The organism is Dactylosporangium sp. CA-092794 (assembly GCF_050948465.1).
In the GTDB taxonomy this organism is placed as follows: Bacteria; Actinomycetota; Actinomycetes; order Mycobacteriales; family Micromonosporaceae; genus Dactylosporangium.
The window spans coordinates 3,398,486-3,418,356 of record NZ_CP192044.1 but is presented as its reverse complement, the minus strand read 5'-3'; the positions used below and the strand labels follow the sequence as shown (position 1 = coordinate 3,418,356).

The following is a 19,871-nucleotide window of genomic DNA, read 5'->3' as shown; positions in this document are numbered from 1 at the left end:
GCCACATGCCACCATCTCCTGCATGTGGAGCGTCGATCTCCTGCCATCCTCGGCCGCCCGAGGCCCACGCCAGCCCGGCCGTCCAAGACCGTGGCCACGTCAATGCCCTGCCGCACGGTCTCCCGCCTGCGCGCGTGCCGCGTTACTGCCGCAGCGTCACCGCAGGTCTGGCGTAGCGAGTGCCGCGAACAGCCAGCCGACCAGGCAGCCAGGCGACCTGGTGATCCGCGCTCAGCGACGACGAAACCCTGATACCGCCCTCCGCCTCGCTGCTCGGCATCGGCGCGGGCCCGCAGTACCCGCAACCGCGACCACCGCCCGCAGTCAGGCACGGCCGACATGACCGACACGACCAGCGGCCCGGTGGTACCACGGCTACGGATACACCACGAGCAGCACGCCAGCTTCGTCCTCATTCACCTCGCAGGCCGGTTCGTGGCACTGACCGCACTGCACGTCCAGGAGCACCTGGCACGGGCCCTGAGCCGCCAGCCACCCCGCATCGTGCTGGAGGTGCAACGCGTGACCGAGATGGACGCCACCGCCGCGACCATGCTGCACGCGGCGGGACAGGTGGCCCGCGACCGCGGCGGGTTCCTGCGCGTCGCCGCCCCGTCGGCGGCGGTGTCAGCGGCAATGCTGGCCCTGTCCTCGCCCGCGGTCACCGTATACCGTAGCGCGGGCGACGCGCTGCGGCTCCACACAGGTCTCGACCACACCGAGCCCGGGGAACAGCGATGAACCGGAACAGCGCGGATGCGACGGTCGGCGGCTTCCGGTGTGAGGGCCAGGATGATCCGCCTGTCCCCGGCCCGGCACGCCCGCCTCACGGGCGGCGGCGCGCACGAGATGCCGCTGGCAGCGAGGCACCGCCGGCGGACCACGCTGCGAGTGCAGGCGGTCAGCGATGATAGACGCCCTCGGCCCCGCGCAAGGGCAGACCGCGCCCCGCAGGCCGCACGGCCCCTCACCGAAGCGGTCGGCGCAAGCAGCGAAGATGGTGGACGCATTGGTGTCCGCCCCGAATACGTTCCGACGGTAAGCATTCCCCCGGGCGCGGCTCGTACGACATGGCAATGCGGCGAGGCGAGGCCGACGTCAAGATGACGTTGTGCGTATGCGGCACCTGTGGCATCGCGCTACACGCAACCCACGTCGTTGCCGGCGCAGCTCAGGGCGTCCTTGACGTTGTCGGCCGCGTCCTTCGCCTTGTCTCCAGCCTGTTTGGTCCTGGCGGAGCCCTGCTCCGGCCGGGCCTTCGGCCTGCAGGCGCTCATTATTGGTCAGGTTCGCTACTGTGCTCCCTGCCCGCGCCCTTGGGCTGTTCGGCCGTGCGCTGAGCTTTGCCCTGGGAACTCATCGGTGCCCGGAGCGGCAGCTGTGAACCACGATGCGTCGCGGCTCCAAGGGTTGGTTACCAGCCAGCAGGGTAGTGCCACGGCTCACGCTGAGCTGAGTGGAGGCGGCGATGTTCATCCTCGGTGTGATCCTGTTAGTACTCGGTTTGTTCCTCCACATCACGATCCTCACCACCATCGGCGTGATCCTCATCGTGATCGGCGCGGTGCTGTTCATCCTCGGCTCGCTCGGCCGGCCCGTCGCCGGACGACGACACTACTGGTAGCGGACGAGCGCCCGGATCGGCGCCGACCGCCGCGACGGTGATAGTCGAAGCCCGCTCAGCAACCACCGTGTTGTTGGTCCATGGTGCACGACGCTGGTCAAATGGCCCGGGCTGTCACGCGCAGGTGTGGCATTTGCGCGTTGTGAGGCGTGGCCGTAGCACGCCAGCCCCGGCGGAACATCTCCTCCTGGCGGCCCTAACCCTCGCCCGACGCCAGTCGTCCCTGGCGAGCAGCCGGGTACCTCGATCGAGGCCGACCTCGACCGGCTGCTCCGCCCGGAGTGGTCGCCGACCGGCACGTACTCATGACGATGACCCTCGACCACGTGTGCGGTGCCACGATCGGCCGACCGGAGCGCCTGCAGCATCGCGATCGCCGACACTCCTCGTGCCCGCCAGCTCCGTCGCGCCTACGGCCGGTGCCGAGGCCGGCGGCAGGCTCCTACGCGAAGTGTGGGTCGATCTCGGCGGGCTTGTCGTCGGGCAGCTTGAAGATGGTGTTCGGTGCAACTTTCGTGAAGTCGGTGGCCTGGACGAGTTCACGGGTGTATTTGGCCCGCACGGCGGTGACCACCGATTTGCGGCCGCCGGTGTCGCGGACGGCGGCGTTGGCGATAAGGAGTACGGAGCCGTAGGACAGGCCGGAGAGCTTGGCCGCTTGGAGGATAAGCAGGGCCTGATCGCGAACCCGGTCACGGGCTTCGCGGTCGTCCGGATCGTTGGTGACGGTCCAGGTGAACACGAGCTGGTCTTCGGCGAACGGGCGCTGCTCGACCTCGATCGTGGACGCCGCGGCCAGGTCGTCGGCGCTCACGGCCTCGAACGCGGCCGCCCGTACCCCGTCCACCGGGGATGCCGGCCCGGTCGGTGAGGCCGGCACCGAAGCAGCGGGGACTGGGGCGGGCGTGGACTGCTGCCCTGGAACCGGCGCGGTGGGCGCGCCCGGCGGCTCGGCGGAGATGGTGTAGTGCGGCCCGGCGGCGTCGATGTCAGCTCCGGGCTTGATCTTGGGTTTGCCCGCACATGCCCCGGCCGCCACCGTGGGCCCGAGGAGTGTGAGCACGAGCAGTGTCACAGCCCTGACGCGGGTGACGCGCGCATTCCCCCGGTCCATGCGGGGAAGCCTATGCACGCTGGATCCGGGCCCCGTTCATCCGATCGGCGAAGCTTTCCGGCGACCGGATGAACGCGCACCCTGTCCGGACGGTGCCAAGTGATCCGGATCACCGACCGGCCCGGGCGGCCCCGGTGTGGTTCGTCGCGCGGGACGGATCCCGGCGTTCAGGTCTGCGGCTCCGGTTGCAGGTAGATGTGGCGTGCCGTGGGGAGGAAGTCTCGGATGTGTGCGCGGGCACGGTGCAGGGTCGCGGCGATGTCCGCGTCGGCGGGCAGGCCGACGCGGGCGGTGACCATGAGCTCGTTGTGGGCGAGGTGCACGACGTGCAGGTCGGCGACGGAGCGGATGTCGGCGGCTAGCAGCGCGAGCTCGACGCTGTCGGTGTCGGCGGTACGGGCCGGGGCGAGCACGGCCAGGCCGACGAGCCGGGCCGCGAGGAGCAGGTCGACGCCGGTGATGGCCGCGGCGACCGTGGCGGCGGCGACGGTGTCCAGCAGCCGGGTGTGGCTGAGCTGGCAGGCGGCGACGCCGGCGAGGATGGCCAGCGTCGCGACCGGTGCGGCCACGTGCAGCACGACCGTCAGCGACATGCGGATCCGTGGGCTGTGCCGCAGGTATGCCCGCCAGGGCGCCTGCCCACGGTCGCGGTTCGCGGTGCGCAGCACGACAACCGCGGCGCCGATCTGCACGGCGGACGCGGCGGCCAGCTCGAGGCGGGCGGTGTTCGACGGGCCAACGCACGGGATCGGCCCTTGCGGGGTGACGGCCGCCCACAGGACGCACAGCGCTACGAGGGTAGAGACGGCCACGCTGGCCAGCAGCGGCAGCAGCAGGCGGTCACGCCGGACGGGGCGTGCCACGACCGGGAGGACGGGCCGGGGCAGCTGGGTGACGAGCCCGGCCATCGCGAGGGCCACGACCGCGACGATCAGTGTGGCCGTGGTGGCCGTGTACGCGGCGGTGAGCAGTGCGGCCGCGGCGGTGCCGCAGCCGATGCTGACGCGTCTGACGGCCGCCGTGGTGCACACACCGCTCATCTTGCCCGATCCCGGCCGGCCCCGGCACCGCCGGGCCGGTCGCCTCGATGTCGCCGGGCGCGGGCGTGGCGCGGGTTGGCTACCGTGGTGGCGGGGCCTGGTGTTGTGCTGACGCCAGGCCCCGCCACCTGTCCCGCCCGGGCGGCCGTGTGCTGGCCAGGCTGCACCGGCGCGCGTCTGCGACACTGGTGACCGATCCGAAGAGCCGGTCCAGGCGGGTCCGGTGCGCACGATGGTGGAGGTTGGTGTCGGTGGCGGCAGACGGTGGCAGTACCCGGGCGGTGCTGACCGCGTTGGGCGCGAACCTGGGCATCGCGGTGAGCAAGGGCGTCGCCGCGGTGATCACCGGGTCGTCGTCGATGCTGGCCGAGGCGGTGCACTCCCTGGCCGACACCACGAACCAGGCGCTGCTGCTGGTCGGCGGGCGCCGGGCCCGGCGGGCCGCGGACGAGCAGCACCCGTTCGGCTACGCCCGGGAACGCTACATCTACGCGTTCATCGTCTCGATCGTGCTGTTCACCCTCGGCGGGCTGTTCGCGCTCTACGAGGGCTACCACAAGATCACGCATCCGGAGGAGCTGAGCTCACCGCTGGTCGCGGTGATCATCCTGGTGATCGCGATCGGCCTGGAAGGCTACGCCCTGATCACCGCCGCCCGTTCGGCGAACGAAACCCGCGGCAACCGGTCCTGGTGGCAGTTCATCCGCCACGCCAAAGCACCCGAGCTGCCGACGATCCTGCTCGAAGACGCGGGCGCGGTCACCGGCCTGGTCGTGGCGCTGCTCGGCGTCGGGCTAACCGTGATCACCGGCAACGGCGTCTTCGACGGCATCAGCACCTTCATCATCGGCGCCCTGCTGGTGGCGATCGCCGTCATCCTGGCCATGGAAACCAAGAGCCTCCTGGTCGGCGAGTCCGCGTCGAAGACGCACATTGCCAAGATCCGCCAGGCGCTGCTGGACGAGCCGCGCTTCGACCGGATCATCCACCTGCGCACCATGCACCTCGGCCCCGACGAACTCCTCATCGCGGTCAAGGTCACCGTCGCGGCCGACACCGTCGCCGAGGAGATCAGCGAGGCCACCAACAGCGCCGAGGCCCGCATCCGCGCCGCGGTGCCGATCGCCACGCTGATCTTCGTCGAGCCAGACATCTACCAGCCGCAACCCACGCCCACCGAGCCCACTGCCGCGTAACGGGCCCAGCCCGGCCAGCCGCCGGGCGGCAACCGGCGTGCCGGCGACAACCGGCGGTGCTGTGCGGCGTCCGGTGATGGAACGTCCTCGACGGCGGAGGTCCTGTCGGCTGTGCGGCGCCGTGCTGCTCTGGCAGACTGCCGACATGCGCAACGCGGTCCGGTATGCATCCCGGTCCTGCGGAGATGGTCACACGCACCCGTTTGCCGGCTCGCGCGACCGGGGCACGGCCCGCGCCACCGGCGCCCGTCGGGCACCGCCCGCAACGAGGACGCGGACGGCCCAGTTGCGGCGGCAACGCCCGCCGTGCGGGCTGGCCATCCACGGGAAAATCAGCGGAGGGGCAACCTACCAAGAGGTGACCTCAGCCAAATGCTCGGGGGTGATCGTCGAAGTAGCCGGTTCGGTCCAGGTGGGCGCGTTCCCAGGCGCTGACGAATTGCTGCCACACTGCACCGGACAGATCACGGCTGGTATAGGCGTGCTTCAATGAGAGTACCCAGCGATGACAGATCGCCACGAGCCAAGGATCCTCCAGTCTCTCCTCCGCCGGTGCGCCGAGGACGGTTCCTTGTTGGACCGTTACGTTGATGAAGGCCGCCGTCATGTTGATCTCATCTTGTTCTGTCACCTGCGGCAAGAGGTCGACCGGGTGTTGAGCCACGCGTCAGAGCCTTTCCCATCCGTGTTTTGTCGGGGCCGGTTGCGGTTAGTCGAAGTGCCGCAAGCGCGGCCATGACTCGCTCCAGGCGACCGTCGGTCCGGTGCATGCGAAGATTGGTCCGCCGTATTCTTGGTTGTGGACCCGGTCAGGATTCGTGACGGTGGCGACCGTGCGGCAACCGCTGAAGTGCTGATTGACCGTCTCTTCATCGAATCCTGTGAGGATCAGCGGTGTTTGTGCGTCGGTTGGTCTTCCCCAGAGGCTGTAGCCGTTGTGGGTGGAGAAGGCGTGCGGCAGTCCGAGCCCGGGGCCGAGCACGTCGATGGCGCCGGCTTCGCCGTAGTTGTTCGCGATGATGGCCGCGTTCGTCTGATCCGCCACCGGTATTCGATGCCACGCCTCGCTGACGCTTCGGACGAAGTCGGGCCAGCCAATCTCTTCGGCCAGGTCCGGGTTGATGCCCATCGTCACGCTGTGATCGAGCCGATCGGGTGGCAGAAACGGCAGGGCAATGGTCGCGTTGACCGCTCCTGCGGCGACGACGCCAGCGGCCAAGGCCGCATGGCGCAGGCGTTGCCGGCCGTTGCTGATCCATGACGCGGTGGCAACCGCGCCCAGAGCGATGATCGTGGGGTACATGCTCGCCAGGTAGTAGGCCTTGCCGTTGCCAACGATGTAGGCCACAGCGAGCAACCCGAAGGCGATCGGGATCGGTCGCAGCGGGCGGGCTGCGGGCAAGCGCCACGGCACGGCGAGGCCTGCCACGATGATGGGCACCAGGAATGGCGACACGAGGACGATCTGGAACGGGATGAAGCCGGCTCGGCCCCCTTCGGCGTCTCCGCCGATGTTGCGGGCGACACTGATCTGCGGCCAGCCGTGCATCAGCTGCCACAGGAGATAGGGCGCGGCGAGCGCGATCGCCAGCCCGGCGCCCACCGCCAGCTGTGCTGATCGCAACGGCCATCGGGGCCCGACGAGGGCTACGGCAGCCAGCAGCGCGATGGCTGCAATGCCGACCTGCGGCTTCGCCTCGAACCCGATACCGGCCACGAGGCCGGCAACGACCAGCGCAGTCCGGCTGCGGCGCATCATCACACGCACGATGAGCCAGCCCAGCAACGCCGTCGACAGCACATCGAACGTCGTCGTCGTGACGAAATGACCCGTCGCCAGCGAGATGGCCGAAACACCGGCGACGGCGGCCGCGATCAGCGGTGCCATCGCGTCCTTGGACACCTCCCGTGCCGTCGCGGCCGATGCGAGCACCGTTGCCGACGCCGCCAGCGCGGAGGGCAGGCGCAGCATGGGCAGCGAGCCGGGTGCGATGGAGTGCATGAGCCAGCACACCAGCGGGACAAGCGGTGGCTGATCTGGATAGCCCGCAGCAGGGTGGCCGCCGGCAACGATGAAGTAGAACTCGTCGCGGTCGTAGCCGTAGCGGCTGGCGGTCGCCATCAGCGCAAGCAACACCAGCGACGCGACGAGAACGGGCCCGGACCACGCCGAACGGACGATACGCCGGGCCCGGGCACGTCGAGTCAGTTGCACCACACGTTCGGCGATGGTCCGCTGATCCTGATCGGCCGGGCGATGCACGCACCAGCGCTGGCCGACGTCGCCGAGGCCAGTTGCGTCAGCGCCGAAGCCAGTGCGATGGTCACAGCGAACGCGGCAAGGCGATGTGTCGTCTTCAATGGTCGTCCTTCGGATGGGGTCGTTGGTGGACCCGCCAGTCAGCAGGTCTTCGTGACGCCAGACGCTCCGCTACACCGTCCTCAGCCGGTCCCCGCGGCGTCCCCGGCGCCGCTGGGTGCCAGCGCACTTGACGATCTTGTCGTCTGGCTCAGGGCGATCCGGCGGGTCGCTTCCTCCGTGCTGAGCACCTCGCCGAAGGCGAAGGCGATGGCGCCGAGGACAGCACGCTGAAGGTCGTCGGCGGTGACGGGGCCGAAGCCGATGTCCGGCAGCGGGAAGCAGGCGGTACCGTCGCTGAGGAACAGGACGCGGAAGTCGCGCACGCTGGCCTCGCGGGCGGTGGTGTCGCAGCAGACGTGGGTGGCTATCCCGCCGATGATGAGCGTGTCGATGCCGGCGCCACGTAGGATGAGTTCGAGGTCGGTGCCGTGGAACGCGCCGTATCGCGGCTTCTTCAGCACCACGTCACCGGTGTGAACCTCGCTGCCGGGGTGCAGTTCGGCGATGGGGTTTCCGTCGTCGATGAGTCCGGCGCGGACCGCAGGCACAACCTCACCCATGACGCCGGCGTTGGCACCGCCCGGGCGTACCACATGGGCGGTGTGGATGATTCGGATCCCGGCCTGCCGGCAGGTGGCCGCGAGGCGGCGGAGCCGTTCGAGGACCGCCGGCCCGTCGGGTGCGGCCACGGGTGAGCCTTCGACAAAGAGGCGCTGAAGGTCGACGATGAGCAGTGCGGTGCGGTGCGGCGTGATGTCGAAGGTGACCAAGGTGTTCTCCTTGCTCAGCCGGCGGTGCCGGTCGCAGGTGTGGCAGTGCTTGGTGCGGGGGCATGGATCCAGGCGCGCTCGTACTGCACGGGCAGCCGGTTGCCGGCGCCGAGAACGGCGGCGGCGTGGTGCGGCCAGTAGGGGTTCCAGAGCATGACACGGCCGAGCACCACGAGGTCGGCCTCTCCAGCCTCGATGAGGTGGTTGGCTTCGCGCGGGTCGCTCAGCAGGCCCACCGCACCGGTCGCGATGCGGCATTCGGTCCGCACCGTCCGGGCGAACGGGACCTGGTACCCGGGGCTGGGCTTGATCTGCTGGCGCGCGGCATTGCCGCCGCTGGAGCAGTCGATGAGGTCCACACCCAGTTCCTGTAGTCGCCGGCACAGGTCGATCGTGTGGCTGAGGTCCCATCCACCGTCGACCCATTCGGTGCAGGACAGCCGCACGAACAGGGGCAGGTGATGGGGCCAGACGGTGCGTACGGTGGTGACGAGCTCGCGCAGGAAGCGGGTGCGGTTGTCGATCGAGCCGCCATAGGCGTCGGTGCGCCGGTTGCTGAGCGGGCTGAGGAAGGAGTCCGCGAGGTATCCATGCGCGGCGTGCAGTTCCAGGACCTGGAAGCCTGCGCGCAGGGCGCGCTGCGCGGATCGGGTGAACCGGTCGATCACGGCGGTGATCCCGGTCGGGGTGAGGGGCTGCGGAATGAGGTCGCCGGGGCGCCAGGGAACGGGGCTCGGGCCGACGACGGGCCAGCCCCCTTCGGCGGTGGTGAGCGGGGCCCGGCCTTCCCAGGGTCGGCGGTGGGACGCCTTGCGTCCGGCGTGGCCGAGCTGGATGCCAGGCACCGCGCCGCGCGCGGCGATGAACCGGGCGATGTGGGCGAAGGCCCGTTCCTGCTCGTCGTTCCACAGGCCGAGGTCGTGCGGGGTGATGCGACCGGCCGGTTCGACCGCGGTGTCCTCGGTCATGACCAGGCCGGCACCGCCGACCGCCCGGCTGGCCAGATGCACGAAGTGCCACTCGCCCGGCACGGCGTCGTCGGCGGAGTACTGGCACATCGGCGAGACCATGATGCGGTTGGGCAGCTCGATGCCACGTAGCCGCAGCGGGGTGAACAGCGGCACGGGTTCGCGGGCGGCGGGTGCGCTCACGCGGTCACCTGCCGGATCCGGACGGCCTGGTGCCGGATGGTGCCGTGGAACGGTGGGAATTGCTCGCGGTCGGCGCGGGCGTGCTCGCGCTGCGGCGAGGTCAGTGCCGCTCGCAGGTCCTGGATGGAGTCGAAGGTGAATCGGGCGATCATGAAGAAGTCGCCGCCGTCGTCACCGAGCTCGAGCTCGACGTTGCGGATGCTGGGCCAGGTCCAGATGATGGGCACGTGGGTGTCGATGTAGTACTGCAGGAACGCGCCCGGATCCTGCGGTCGACCCTCGTAGATGACCAGGTAGGCGGCGGTCATCGGGGAAATCCGTGGCGGAACTCGACCATGAGCACGCCGCTGTCGGAGCGCCATGGGCCGTGCGGCATGCCGGGCAGTCGCGAGGCGTACATGCCGGCGTTGAACGTCTGGCCGAGGGTCAGGTCGGTCAGATCGCCGTCGACGATGTAGACCTCCTCGTGGAAGTCGTGCGCGAGCGGGCCGTTGGGGGTCGTGTCGGTGCCGGGTTCGAACCGCATGAGCCGGGTGTAGTCGCCGCTGTGCGGGTCGCGGGCGAGGATCTGTTCCCACACACCGGCGACGGGCCCGCCGGCGGGGGTCCATTGCTGCCGGGGTCGGTGGAACTCGTACTGGGGCTTGGGCATCGGTGGCTCCTCGGTGTCGGTCAGGCTTGCTGGTGCAGCAGGTCGCGCAGGGCCTGGCGCAGCTCGGGGGCGCGCTTGTAGCCGTTGAGGACCTGGCGCAGTTCGCCGCCGGTGAACAGCAGAAACGACGGCAGTCCGAGGACGCCGTAGCGGTCCGGAATGTCCGGGTGGACGCCGACGTCGACGCTACCGAGGGTGACGGTGCCGGTGTACTCCGCCAGCAGCCGGTCCAGCACCTGCTCCTGGGGTTCGCACTGGCTGCACCAGTCGGCGCGCAGGTCGACCAGCACCGGCACGCCGGTGGCCACCTGGTCGTGCATCGCGTCGGGTGTCCATCGTGGAATGTTCATGACGGCCTCTCGGGGTGGGTGGGCGTTGGCGGGTCGAGGAAGTCGGCCAGGGTGAGCCGGCCCCAGCCGATCGGCCAGGCGCGCCCATACCGGTCCCGGTCGGCGGCGCGGTACCGAGGTGGTTTGGTCGCGTCGATGCCCCACTTACCGATGAGGCTGGGAAAGCGGGTCTGCGCGGTGGCCGGGCCGGCGTCGAGGATCGGCCGGGCGCTGGGGTCGAAGGGCCAGCCGCGAGCGTTGGGCACGATGATCACGTCGCGACTCGGGTCCACCCGGGTCGCCATCGCGTAGTGGACGTCGCGCGGGTCGTAGATGTCGACGTCCGGGTCGACCGCGACGACCATTTTGGTGTTGATCCAGCTGGAGCCGAGCGTGGCCAGGAGCGCGTCGGTGACCTGGCCCTCCCATTGCGGGTCGACCTGGATGACGCAGGACAGCGCGCCGCCGGCGGGCGGGAAGTGGACGTCGTGGACAGTGAGCCCCATGGCTTGCAGCCGCTCGTACAGGATCGCCTCCTGGAACAGCCGCGGGAGCTCCTGGTGGTCGGTCCACGGCGACATCAGGTGGTTGCGGTAGATCGGCCGGTCGCGCATGGTGATCGCGGTGACCTCGAACACCGGCGCCTCGGCGGAGTGCGGGGTGAACAGCATGGTCGGGCCGGGCGACGGCCCATCGGTGGCGACCCGCCGCGGGTTCACATAGCCCTCGATGACGACGCTGGCGTCCGCGGGCACGACGAGGTCGACGGTCTTGCACCGTACGACGTGGCCGGGCTGGCCGGTGATCGACTCGAAGAGCTGCATCTCCCACCAGTCGCGATGCGGGTGGGTGTACGTGCCGGCCAGTTCCCAGGCCGGGTGGGCGCCGATGACGATGGCCTGCGGCATCAGGTCACCACGGGCCTGGTGCCGGGACAGGTATCGGATGGCGGTGCCGGTGACGAAGGAGGAGACCATCTCGGCCCGGCCGAGCACGCCATGCCGGGGGAACATCTGGTTGTACCGTCCCGTGTCGGGGTCGCGATGCACAGCGAAGCTGGTCGTGCACGCGATCGGGTCGGTGTCGGTGTGCCGGATGATCGGCAGCAGCCCGAGGTCGACGTCGGCGCCTTCGACGACGATCCGCTGGCAGGGTGCCTCGTCGACCTCGACCAGCGGGCGGGGCCCCCGGCGCAGCACCTCGACAAGGGCCGGCACGACCGCGTCGGCGGCACAGCCGAGGACCCGGGCCTGCGCCTGCCGAGTGTGGAACAGCAGGTCGACGAGCCGCCAGCCGGGATAGCCGACCAGGTTGTGGAACACGATGCTCTCCGGGCTCTGTGCGGTGAGCGTGCCGACCTGCTCGAGCTCGACTGCACCGCGCACGTGCACATGCCGGTCGTGGTGAATGTCCAGGAACTGTTCCAGGTCCAGCATCGCCTAGCCTCCGAATCCGTTCGCGGTCACCGGGTCGCGTTCGCGGAGCCAGCGCTCGGTGTCCAGGGCGGCCATGCAGCCGGATCCGGCGGCGGTGATCGCCTGCTTGTAGGTGGGGTCCTGCACGTCGCCGCAGGCGAACACGCCCGGCACCGGCGTGCAGGCGGTACGTCCCACGGTCACCAGGTAGCCGCGCTCGTCGGTGGGCAGTTGCCCGGCGAACAGGCCGGTGTTCGGCTCGTGCCCGATGGCCAAAAACACCCCGTCCACGGGCAGGGTCCGCTGGCGGGCGGTGGGATGGACCAGAGACACGGCGGAGACCTTCTGGTCGCCGACGATGTCGGCCACGACCGTCTCGTACAGCAGGGTGACGTTGGCGCGGGCCAACACCCGCTGCTGCATGACGTGCGACGCCCGCAGCCGTGCGCCGCGGTACACGACCGTGACGGCGCCGGCCAGGTGGCTGAGCGCGAGGGCTTCCTCCATCGCGGAGTCACCGCCGCCGACCACGGCGACGTGCCGGTCGCGGAAGAAGTGGCCGTCGCAGGTGGCGCAGGTGGAAACGCCGCGGCCGAGGAACCTGGCCTCGCTGGGCAGGCCGAGCATGCGGGCGGTCGCGCCGGTCGCCACGACCACGGCCACCGCGGTGTGCTCGTCACCGTTCTCGGTGCGCACCCGCATCGGATGGCCGCGGACATCGGCCGCCGCGACGCGTTCGGTGCGGATCGTGGCGCCGAACCTGCGCGCCTGTTCGCGCATGTCGGCGACCAGGGCCGGCCCGTCCACGCCGGTACTGAAGCCCGGATAGTTGTCGACCGCCGTGGTGGTGGTGAGCTGCCCGCCGGGCCGCTGCCCGTCCGGGCCGTGGTCGCCCTCGAACACCACCGGCGCGAGGCCTGCCCGGGCCAGGTAGATGGCGGCGGTGAGGCCGGCCGGTCCCCCACCGATGACGGCGACCGCATGGTCCGTGATGGTCGTCATCGGGTGCCTCCGGACCGGCGAGCGACGGACGGGTCGGCGGCGGCGAGCAGTGGTGCGATCCGCTGTGCGGCGCCGAGCACCGCGACGTTGCTCGCCGCGCAGATCTGCAGGCCGATAGGCAGGCCAGGCCCGGGCAGGGGCAGGGTGACGGCGGGGAGGCCGACCAGGTTGGCGGCCCTCGTGTTGCGCACCAGCCGGGCCGCGATGGTGGCCTGCCAGGCGTCGTCCAGCCGGGGGGCGAGCACGGGGACGGTCGGGCCGATGACGCAGTCCACCGCGCCGAACCGCTCGCGGGCCAGCCGGCACAGCCGATCCTGGACGCGGCGGGCGGCCGTCTCCGCGACCGCGTCGACGGCGGCGCCGCGCAGCAGCCGCTCGCGCACGTCCGCGCCGTAGCGGTCGAGGGCGCCGCCGACGATCGCCGCACGGTGCACCCGGGCCGCCTCGGCCAGCAGGAGGGTGGTGCTGGCCTCGAACACGTCCTGCGGGTCGAGCCAGGGCAGTTCACACACGGTGTGTCCACTGCGGGCCAGGACGTCGGCCACCAGGGCCACGGACTCGGACACCAGCGGATCGGCGTCGTCGAGCTCGGCGCGCAGCAGGCCGATCCGCAGCCGGTCTGCGGGGCTGGGCCGCTGCCCAGTCAGGGCCGTGTGAGCGCGCACCACGACGCTGACGGTGCGGGCCAGCAGGCCGACATGGTCCAGCGACGGCGCGAGCGGATATACGCCGTCGACGGGGTAGCTGCCGTAGGCGGGCTTGAACCCGACGACACCGCACAGCGCGGCCGGTATCCGCACGGAACCGCCGGTGTCGGTACCAACGGCCAGGTCCGCACTGCCTTCGGCGACCGCGACAGCGCTGCCGCTACTGGACCCACCGGGGATACACCGCGGGTCGCGCGGGTTCGCCGGGGTCCCCGCGTGGTCGTTCACGCCGGTGACCCCGAACGCGAACTCGTGCAACGTCGTAGCGCCGATCAGTGACGCGCCACGCTCGAGCAGCCGGGCCACCACGGGCGCAGTGGTGGTCTCCGGCACCGCGCTCTGACGGGCCTTCGACCCGGCCCGCATCGGATAGCCGCGAATTGAGATCAGGTCCTTCACGGCCAGCCGGACGCCCGCCAGTGCACCGTGACCCGCGGCCGGCGGCCGTGCGACCAGGTAGGCGTAGGCGCCACCGTGCTCGGTCAGCGCCGGCGCGCTGTACGGGAGGCCCGGCGCCCGGTCGGTGCTCATGCCGGCCTCCGCGAACTGCCGGTGTCCAGGGTGTCGCCGCATTGCACGCGGTAGTGCAGATCGATGGCGCGTCGGCCGACTGGATCGGTGAGCCGGGCGACGAACTGCCCGCTGTAGCGGACACCGGCGGTGGTCGGCACCGTGCCGCAGAGCAGCACCCACGGCTCGGCCGCGTCGGGCCGCTCCTGCCGCCACCGCAGCAGCAGGTCCTCGGGTGGCAGCAGCGACGCTGCAGTGCCCTGTTGGTAGGGCTGCCCGGTGTCGTCGGGATGGGTCCAGCTCTGCAGCAGCAGAGCATCCCAGCGCTCGGCCAGCGCGTCGTCCAGGGGCCACGCCCGGGTCGCGATCGGTTTGGGGCAGGCCCGTTTCGACTCGGTGACGTCGAGACGTTCCAACGCCCGGTCGGTGTGGTCGGAGGCCAGCGTGACCAGCAGCTGCCGACCGGTGTGCACCAGGGCGATCTCCACCTCGCCGGAACTGTGCGCGGTGTCGACCACGACAGACACGTCCTGGCACAGCAGCGCAGGCGGCAACGCGTAGAAGGCCGGTACCCGCGCGGGTGCAGGCACGCCCTCGGCGGCCAGCTCGGCGATGTGGCGCCCCACCGCAGCCGGGTCGCGGCCGGTGTAGCCAGCGGCGACCAGTGTGTTCGGCCGCAGCTGATGCGTCGCGTCGGCAGTGTCGAACCGCAGCACGCCCGGCCCGGTCATGGACGCGGGTCCCGGGGTTCCGCCGCGGGCTGTACATGCACCCAGCCGGCGTACTGGCTGACCGGATCCTCCAGCGGAGCGGCCATCGCGGAGTGCATCGTGTTGTACATCTTCCAAAAGCCCACGACGAACACGATCTCCATGACCTCTTGCGGGCTGAACAGCTCCGCCAGCCGGCGCCGGAGTTCGCCGGGCACCGTGGTCGGGTCGAGGCTGGCCCGGTGGACGAACTCCACGGCGACCCGCTCGCGCTCGTCCTGGCCGTGCTCCATCTGCAGGATCTGCTCGACGGCGGACTCGGCGTAGCCCCATCGACCCTTGAGGATGGCCACGTGGTGGGCGGTGCAGTATTCGCAGTCGTTGTCCCGGCTGGCGATGATGGACAGCCGGTACTTGAGATGTTCGCTGAGCCCGTTCCGCTCGTCCCGCATGATCGCGTTGTTGAGCCGGAACAGCTGCTCGGCAACCCACGGCACGTGCAGGTACAGCTTGATGGTGTTGGGCAGGAAGCCCATCCGGGACAGGTAGTAGAACACGTCCGGGCGGACCGCCATCGGCACGTGCTCCAGTTCGTCGCCGATCGGCGGGTAGGGCAGGAAGGCGGCCGTGTCGCCTTCCTGCTCGATCACGCGTTGCAACGGCTTGGGTGAGTCGACGGCGGTCATGGGTTCCTCCGGTCAGCTGGCTGGTCGCAGGACGGGTCCGGGTCGAGCCCGGTCCATCGGGGCGCGATGTCGGTGTCGACGCCGATCAGGTCGCAGATCTTCAGCACGGTGTGCTCGACGATGTCCGCGACGGCTCGCGGCCGGGCGTACCACGCGGGCACCGGCGGCATGATGACTGCGCCGGCCTCGGTCACCGCGGTCATCAGGCGCAGGTGTCCGAGGTGCAGCGGGGTCTCGCGGACCACCAGGACCAGTCGCCGCCGCTCCTTGAGGCAGACGTCCGCGGCGCGGGTGATCAGGCTGTCGGCCTGGCACGAGGCGATCGCGCCGAGCGTGCGGATCGAGCAGGGCGCGACGACCATGGCGTGGACCGGGTAGGTGCCGGACGCCACGGCGGCGCCGACGTCGGCGTCATGGTGGCGGCGTGTGGCCATCTGCTCAACTGCCGACGCCGACAGATCCAGCTCGTGGCGCAGCGTCCGCTCGGCGCCGGGTGACACGATCGCGTGCGTCTCGACGTCGGGCGCCGAGCGGAGCACGTCCAGCAGGTGCACGCCGTAGGCGGCGCCGCTGGCGCCGGAGATCCCCACCACAACTCGTCGCATGTCCCCTCCCTCACTTCTTGTATGCTAGTATACAAGTATGTCAGACGCAAGCAGCGCGGAGCTCGCTCGCCGGAAGGCCGAGCACGTCGCGCTCGGCCTGGCCGAGGCATCGCAGGACCGGGCGCCGGCCGCGTGGCGGGAGGTACATCTGGTGCCGTCCTGCCTGCCCGCCGGCCCTCCCGACCAGATCGCCATCCACACCACACTGCTCGGCCGCAGCCTGGCCGCGCCGCTGTGCGTGGCCGGCATGACCGGTGGCCATCCGGACGGCCACCTGATCAACGCCCGGCTGGCGCGCGCCGCGGAGCGCTACGGCCTGGCGCTCGGCGTCGGCAGCCAGCGGGTGGCGCTGCGCGACGCGTCGCTCGCGCCGACGTTCGCCGTGGTCCGGCAGGTCGCCGACCCGCCGCTGGTGCTGGCGAACCTCGGCGTCTCCCAACTGCTCGGCGGCGACCGCGGCCGCGCCGCCGGGGACGTCGCACGGGCGGTGGAGATGGTGCGGGCGGACGCGCTCGCCGTGCATCTCAACGCCCTGGAGGAACTGGTACAGCCGGAAGGCGACGCCCTGTCCGGCCGGTGGCTGGAGGCGCTCGCCGCCGCGGTGGCCGACTCGCCGGTGCCCATCGTCGCCAAGGAGACCGGCGCCGGGATGGACCGGTGCAGCGTGCGCCGCATGATCGAGGTCGGTGTGGCCGCCGTGGACGTGGGTGGGCGGGGCGGCACGAGCTTCGCCCGCATCGAGGCCGAGCGCGCGCAGCGGGCCGGCGACGTCCGCCGGCACCGGCTCGGCCTGGCCTTCGCCGACTGGGGCCTGCCGACGCCGATCAGCGTGCTGGAGGCCCGCGGCCAGGGCGTGCCCGTCATCGCCTCGGGCGGCGTCCGCACCGGGATCGACGCCGCCAAGGCCCTCGCGCTCGGCGCCGACCTGGTCGCGATCGGCCGGCCGCTGCTGGCCGCCGCCGTCGGCGGTGAGGCCGCCCTGGCTGACGCCGTCGAGCAGTTCCTCGACGAGTTGCGGTGCGCGATGACGCTCAGCGGTGCCGCCAGCATCGCCGACCTGCGGGCACAGCCGGTGGTACTGGACGGGCTGAGCGCCCGATGGAGCCGGCAGCGTAGTTGACCCGTCCGCAGCCGCCCGGCCGGGCCGCCGACCAGCGGGCCGACGGTGGTGTGACACGATGCGCCAGGACGCACCGACCGTCCTGACCCGACGCGAGGGAGCCAGCTGGTGACTGTCGAGAGGTTCGCCCTGCCCGAGCTGGGCCGCCCGGAGACGCTGGCCCAGCGCGCCTACGCGGCACTGCGCCGGGCGATCCGCGAGGGGCAGCTCCAGCAGGGCAGCCGGTACTCCGAGAACGCGCTCGGCGCGTCGATGGGCATCTCCCGCACCCCGGTCCGCGAGGCGCTGATCGAGCTCGAGCGGGAGGGGATCATCGACATCATCCCGCAGAAGGGCTTCCAGCTGCGGGTGCTGTCGGCCGCCGAGCAGGACGAGGTGTTCGAGCTGCGCGCCGCGCTCGAGTCGCTGGTGGTCGAGCGGCTGGCCCGGCGCGCCTCGGCCGACGACGTCATGCAGCTGCGGGTGATCATCCAGCAGCAACGCGGCCTGGCGTCCGACCCGAGCGGCTTCCTGGAGCTCGACGAGCGGTTCCACCTGTCCATGCCGATGCTGCTCGGGATGGGGCGGACCCATCGGATGCTGGCCACCCTTCGAGGCGCCATGTGGCTCATGGGCTCCGCGGCGCTGCGGGTTCACGACCGCACCTCGTCAATCATCGACGAACACACCGCGATCGTGGACGCGATCAGCGGCGGGGACATCGCCACCGCGGTCAGTGCCGTCCACCACCACCTGGAGACCACCGCGGCGGCGATCCGCCAGCACTCCTCGGCGGGGTAGGCGAGCCGGTGGCCAGCGGGACCGGCCGCCGGCCACCGTCGTAGACCCTCAGCGCTGTGTCGCATCCAACGCCTCGAGGACCAGCCGCTCGTCGACCTCGTGGCGCTCCGCAGCCCGGCGCACAGCGTCGGAGACCTGCCGGGCGGGCAGGCCGGCGCCGCCCAGGGCGGACCAGCCGTCGGGGGTGGCCCGCAGTAGCCGCAGCAGGTCCGGGCGTCCATAGTGGCCGAACGTGTCCAGCAGCGCGGCCCGGGCCTTGCGGATCCACGATGGACAGTCGGCGTACACGATCGTGGCCGCGTCGAACACCGGACCGGCCAGCGGAGCCCCGAGCGGGCTGAGCACCGCGCTGCCGCCGTTGGAGTGGTGCAGGTTGAGCTCGTCCCGGCGATACGGGAAGTCTTCTGGGAAGTCCGCCGGGTCGAAGTAGGTGCAGGCCATCAGCGTGAACGCGCCGGACTCGATCGCATGCGCGCGGCACAGTGGCCAGCCGATGAACGTGTCCTGGGTGTCGTTCTCCACCAGCGTCGGCCCCTTCTGCAGCGAGAACGAGCCATGGAACACCGAGACGTGGAAATCCTCCCGCTGCGCGATCAGCGCCGCGCGGACCAGGGTCATCGAGTGCTCGCCGCAGATCAGGCCGCCGACGCGCCCCACTGCAGTGTCGAACACGGCCAGGTCGTTGCCGTCCCCGGTACCCCAGAAGGTGCGTTCCTGGCCGGTCGGAACGAGCTTGCGGTGCCGCCCGACCAGGGTGCCGTCCGCGTCGAACACCAGCAGGCTGCCGTAGATGGTGTCCGACTCGGGTCGTGGGTCCAGTTCGTTGCAGCCCATCACCACCACGGTGCCGGCGGCACGGGCCGCCGCGGCGAGCCGTTCGGTGTCCTCACTGGGCGCCAGCACCGCAGCGTCGTAGAAGCGGACCCGCCCTTCGATCCAGCGGGCCCGGTCGGTGTTCCACCCGTCGGTCCAGTAGGGGTAGCCCGCCAGCCAGCTCTCCGGGAACACGACCAGCTTGGCACCATTGCGGCCGGCTTCGGCGATCGCCACGCAGGCGGCGTCGACGCAGCCGTGCCGGTCCAGGTACGGGTGTGAGCGCTGGACCACCGCCACCCGCACGCTCTGCAAGCCGCCCATCACCGTCTTCGCACTGTGCTGCCGCGGCCGGACGTCAAGGGTCATCTCCGCCTCCTCAATTTTAGTACTCTAAGTACGGTACTCATGTTACCGTACTTGAGGCTAGACTGTGGTCATGCCAGAACCTGGGATGCCGACCCGGTCCGCCGCACCACGCAAGCGGGGCGAGGCCGCGCGGGTCGCGATTCGGACCGCCGCCGCCGGACTGCTCGAGCAGGTCGGCTACCGGGCTCTCACGCTCGATGACGTTGCCGCAGCCGCCCGGGTCAGCAAGGCCACCATCTATCGGCACTGGCCCACCAAGGCCGCGCTGGCGATCAGTGTCCTGCTCGACCGGGCCGGCGCTCAGCTGACGTTCCCCGACACCGGCTCGGTTCGCGGCGACCTGCACCAGCTCCTCGCCGGGCTGGTCCGCACCATGGCCGACCCCCGCGATGGAGGCCTGTTGGCGGCCCTGATCGCCGACGCCCAGCTCGACCCCCGCACCGCTGAGACGATCCGGACCGATCTGCTGGCCGGACGCCGCGCCGACGCCCGGGAGGCACTGCGCCGGGGCAGCGTCCGAGGAGAACTACGCCCGGACCTGGATGTCGAAACCACCATCGACTCGCTCGTCGGCCCGGTGTACTTCCGGCTGCTGGCCGGGCATGCCCCGCTCGACACGGCGTTCGCTGACGCACTGATCGAGAACGTGATGCGCGGCATTCACAGCAGCACGGCCGACGGCATCGGCTACGACGCCTGACCCGTCCACCGCCGCCCCAGCGCCCCGATCGGAGCCCGAATGCCCGGCAGGTTGCCGTCATGATCAGCGCAGTCCTCATTCACTGCCGCGACCCGTACCGGATGGCTGAGTTCTGGAGCCTGGCCACCGGGCTGTCCATCGCCGACGCCGACCGGCCCAGCATCGACCGGCACTCCCCCGAGCCCCACCGAATCGGTCCGGCTGGTCGGCACCGGC

At 70.9% G+C, this 19,871-nt stretch carries 23 protein-coding genes; 6 read left to right on the top strand and 17 right to left on the bottom strand.

Annotated elements, in window-relative coordinates:
• Positions 1-339 precede the first annotated feature (339 nt).
• A complete protein-coding gene (locus ACQPXD_RS14900; RefSeq protein ID WP_432838745.1) occupies positions 340-741 on the top strand; it encodes an STAS domain-containing protein in 402 nt (133 codons plus the stop codon).
• A 398-nt stretch (positions 742-1,139) separates the two neighbouring features.
• Here ACQPXD_RS14900 and ACQPXD_RS14895 read toward each other — a convergent pair whose 3' ends face one another.
• Entirely contained in the window at positions 1,140-1,277 is a 138-nt protein-coding gene (locus ACQPXD_RS14895; protein ID WP_432838743.1) for a hypothetical protein, read from the bottom strand.
• Between the two features lie 179 nt (positions 1,278-1,456).
• Between ACQPXD_RS14895 and ACQPXD_RS14890 the strand changes: the two genes are divergently transcribed.
• Positions 1,457-1,624: a DUF6131 family protein gene (locus ACQPXD_RS14890; protein ID WP_432838741.1), complete on the top strand. Its 168-nt coding sequence runs from the start codon at positions 1,457-1,459 to the stop codon at positions 1,622-1,624.
• 442 nt (positions 1,625-2,066) lie between these two features.
• Here ACQPXD_RS14890 and ACQPXD_RS14885 read toward each other — a convergent pair whose 3' ends face one another.
• Entirely contained in the window at positions 2,067-2,438 is a 372-nt protein-coding gene (locus ACQPXD_RS14885; RefSeq protein ID WP_432838739.1) for a hypothetical protein, read from the bottom strand.
• Between the two features lie 467 nt (positions 2,439-2,905).
• Positions 2,906-3,769, bottom strand: coding sequence for a hypothetical protein (locus tag ACQPXD_RS14880; RefSeq protein ID WP_432838737.1), 864 nt, complete (start codon positions 3,767-3,769; stop codon positions 2,906-2,908).
• Positions 3,770-4,029: 260 nt separating this feature from the next.
• Between ACQPXD_RS14880 and ACQPXD_RS14875 the strand changes: the two genes are divergently transcribed.
• Entirely contained in the window at positions 4,030-4,974 is a 945-nt protein-coding gene (locus tag ACQPXD_RS14875; protein WP_432838735.1) for a cation diffusion facilitator family transporter, read from the top strand.
• A gap of 364 nt (positions 4,975-5,338) precedes the next feature.
• On the opposite strand, the gene ACQPXD_RS14870 is transcribed toward ACQPXD_RS14875, so the two are convergent.
• From ACQPXD_RS14870 to ACQPXD_RS14810, 13 genes are all read right to left on the bottom strand, one after another.
• A complete protein-coding gene (locus ACQPXD_RS14870) occupies positions 5,339-5,638 on the bottom strand; it encodes a hypothetical protein (protein WP_432838733.1) in 300 nt (99 codons plus the stop codon).
• A 45-nt stretch (positions 5,639-5,683) separates the two neighbouring features.
• A complete protein-coding gene (locus tag ACQPXD_RS14865; RefSeq protein WP_432838731.1) occupies positions 5,684-7,237 on the bottom strand; it encodes a glycosyltransferase family 39 protein in 1,554 nt (517 codons plus the stop codon).
• Positions 7,238-7,416: 179 nt separating this feature from the next.
• Positions 7,417-8,106: a cysteine hydrolase family protein gene (locus ACQPXD_RS14860; protein WP_432838729.1), complete on the bottom strand. Its 690-nt coding sequence runs from the start codon at positions 8,104-8,106 to the stop codon at positions 7,417-7,419.
• A 14-nt stretch (positions 8,107-8,120) separates the two neighbouring features.
• A complete protein-coding gene (locus tag ACQPXD_RS14855; protein ID WP_432838727.1) occupies positions 8,121-9,257 on the bottom strand; it encodes an NADH:flavin oxidoreductase/NADH oxidase in 1,137 nt (378 codons plus the stop codon).
• A complete protein-coding gene (locus tag ACQPXD_RS14850) occupies positions 9,254-9,565 on the bottom strand; it encodes an EthD family reductase (protein ID WP_432838725.1) in 312 nt (103 codons plus the stop codon). Before ACQPXD_RS14850 ends, ACQPXD_RS14855 begins: the two co-directional genes overlap by 4 nt.
• Entirely contained in the window at positions 9,562-9,909 is a 348-nt protein-coding gene (locus ACQPXD_RS14845) for a cupin domain-containing protein (protein ID WP_432838723.1), read from the bottom strand. Before ACQPXD_RS14845 ends, ACQPXD_RS14850 begins: the two co-directional genes overlap by 4 nt.
• 20 nt (positions 9,910-9,929) lie before the next feature.
• A complete protein-coding gene (locus tag ACQPXD_RS14840; RefSeq protein ID WP_432838721.1) occupies positions 9,930-10,259 on the bottom strand; it encodes a thioredoxin family protein in 330 nt (109 codons plus the stop codon).
• A complete protein-coding gene (locus ACQPXD_RS14835) occupies positions 10,256-11,674 on the bottom strand; it encodes a UbiD family decarboxylase domain-containing protein (protein ID WP_432838719.1) in 1,419 nt (472 codons plus the stop codon). Before ACQPXD_RS14835 ends, ACQPXD_RS14840 begins: the two co-directional genes overlap by 4 nt.
• A gap of 3 nt (positions 11,675-11,677) precedes the next feature.
• Complete coding sequence (trxB, locus tag ACQPXD_RS14830; protein WP_432838717.1) at positions 11,678-12,655, bottom strand: thioredoxin-disulfide reductase; 978 nt, start codon at positions 12,653-12,655, stop codon at positions 11,678-11,680.
• Positions 12,652-13,893 (bottom strand): amidase, encoded by a 1,242-nt coding sequence (locus tag ACQPXD_RS14825; RefSeq protein WP_432838715.1) that lies wholly within the window; start codon positions 13,891-13,893, stop codon positions 12,652-12,654. Before ACQPXD_RS14825 ends, trxB begins: the two co-directional genes overlap by 4 nt.
• Entirely contained in the window at positions 13,890-14,603 is a 714-nt protein-coding gene (locus tag ACQPXD_RS14820; protein WP_432838713.1) for a DUF2848 family protein, read from the bottom strand. Before ACQPXD_RS14820 ends, ACQPXD_RS14825 begins: the two co-directional genes overlap by 4 nt.
• The gene (locus ACQPXD_RS14815) at positions 14,600-15,268 is read right to left on the bottom strand and encodes a carboxymuconolactone decarboxylase family protein (protein WP_432838711.1); all 669 of its coding nucleotides are present in this window, start codon (positions 15,266-15,268) and stop codon (positions 14,600-14,602) included. The genes ACQPXD_RS14820 and ACQPXD_RS14815 overlap by 4 nt, the downstream gene beginning before the upstream one ends.
• The gene (locus tag ACQPXD_RS14810; RefSeq protein WP_432838709.1) at positions 15,265-15,873 is read right to left on the bottom strand and encodes a UbiX family flavin prenyltransferase; all 609 of its coding nucleotides are present in this window, start codon (positions 15,871-15,873) and stop codon (positions 15,265-15,267) included. The genes ACQPXD_RS14815 and ACQPXD_RS14810 overlap by 4 nt, the downstream gene beginning before the upstream one ends.
• Positions 15,874-15,910: 37 nt before the next feature.
• Between ACQPXD_RS14810 and fni the strand changes: the two genes are divergently transcribed.
• Both fni and ACQPXD_RS14800 read left to right on the top strand, forming a co-directional pair.
• Positions 15,911-16,993: a type 2 isopentenyl-diphosphate Delta-isomerase gene (gene fni / locus ACQPXD_RS14805; RefSeq protein ID WP_432838707.1), complete on the top strand. Its 1,083-nt coding sequence runs from the start codon at positions 15,911-15,913 to the stop codon at positions 16,991-16,993.
• A 108-nt stretch (positions 16,994-17,101) separates the two neighbouring features.
• On the top strand, positions 17,102-17,773 hold the full coding sequence (locus tag ACQPXD_RS14800; protein ID WP_432838705.1) for a GntR family transcriptional regulator: 672 nt from the start codon (positions 17,102-17,104) through the stop codon (positions 17,771-17,773).
• Positions 17,774-17,821: 48 nt separating this feature from the next.
• On the opposite strand, the gene ACQPXD_RS14795 is transcribed toward ACQPXD_RS14800, so the two are convergent.
• Positions 17,822-18,955, bottom strand: coding sequence for a carbon-nitrogen hydrolase family protein (locus tag ACQPXD_RS14795; RefSeq protein ID WP_432838703.1), 1,134 nt, complete (start codon positions 18,953-18,955; stop codon positions 17,822-17,824).
• Between the two features lie 70 nt (positions 18,956-19,025).
• On the opposite strand from ACQPXD_RS14795, the gene ACQPXD_RS14790 reads away from it, so the two are divergent.
• Positions 19,026-19,655 carry a TetR/AcrR family transcriptional regulator gene (locus ACQPXD_RS14790; protein ID WP_432838701.1) on the top strand — a complete coding sequence of 210 codons (630 nt, stop codon included), beginning with the start codon at positions 19,026-19,028 and terminating at the stop codon, positions 19,653-19,655.
• Positions 19,656-19,871 lie beyond the last annotated feature (216 nt).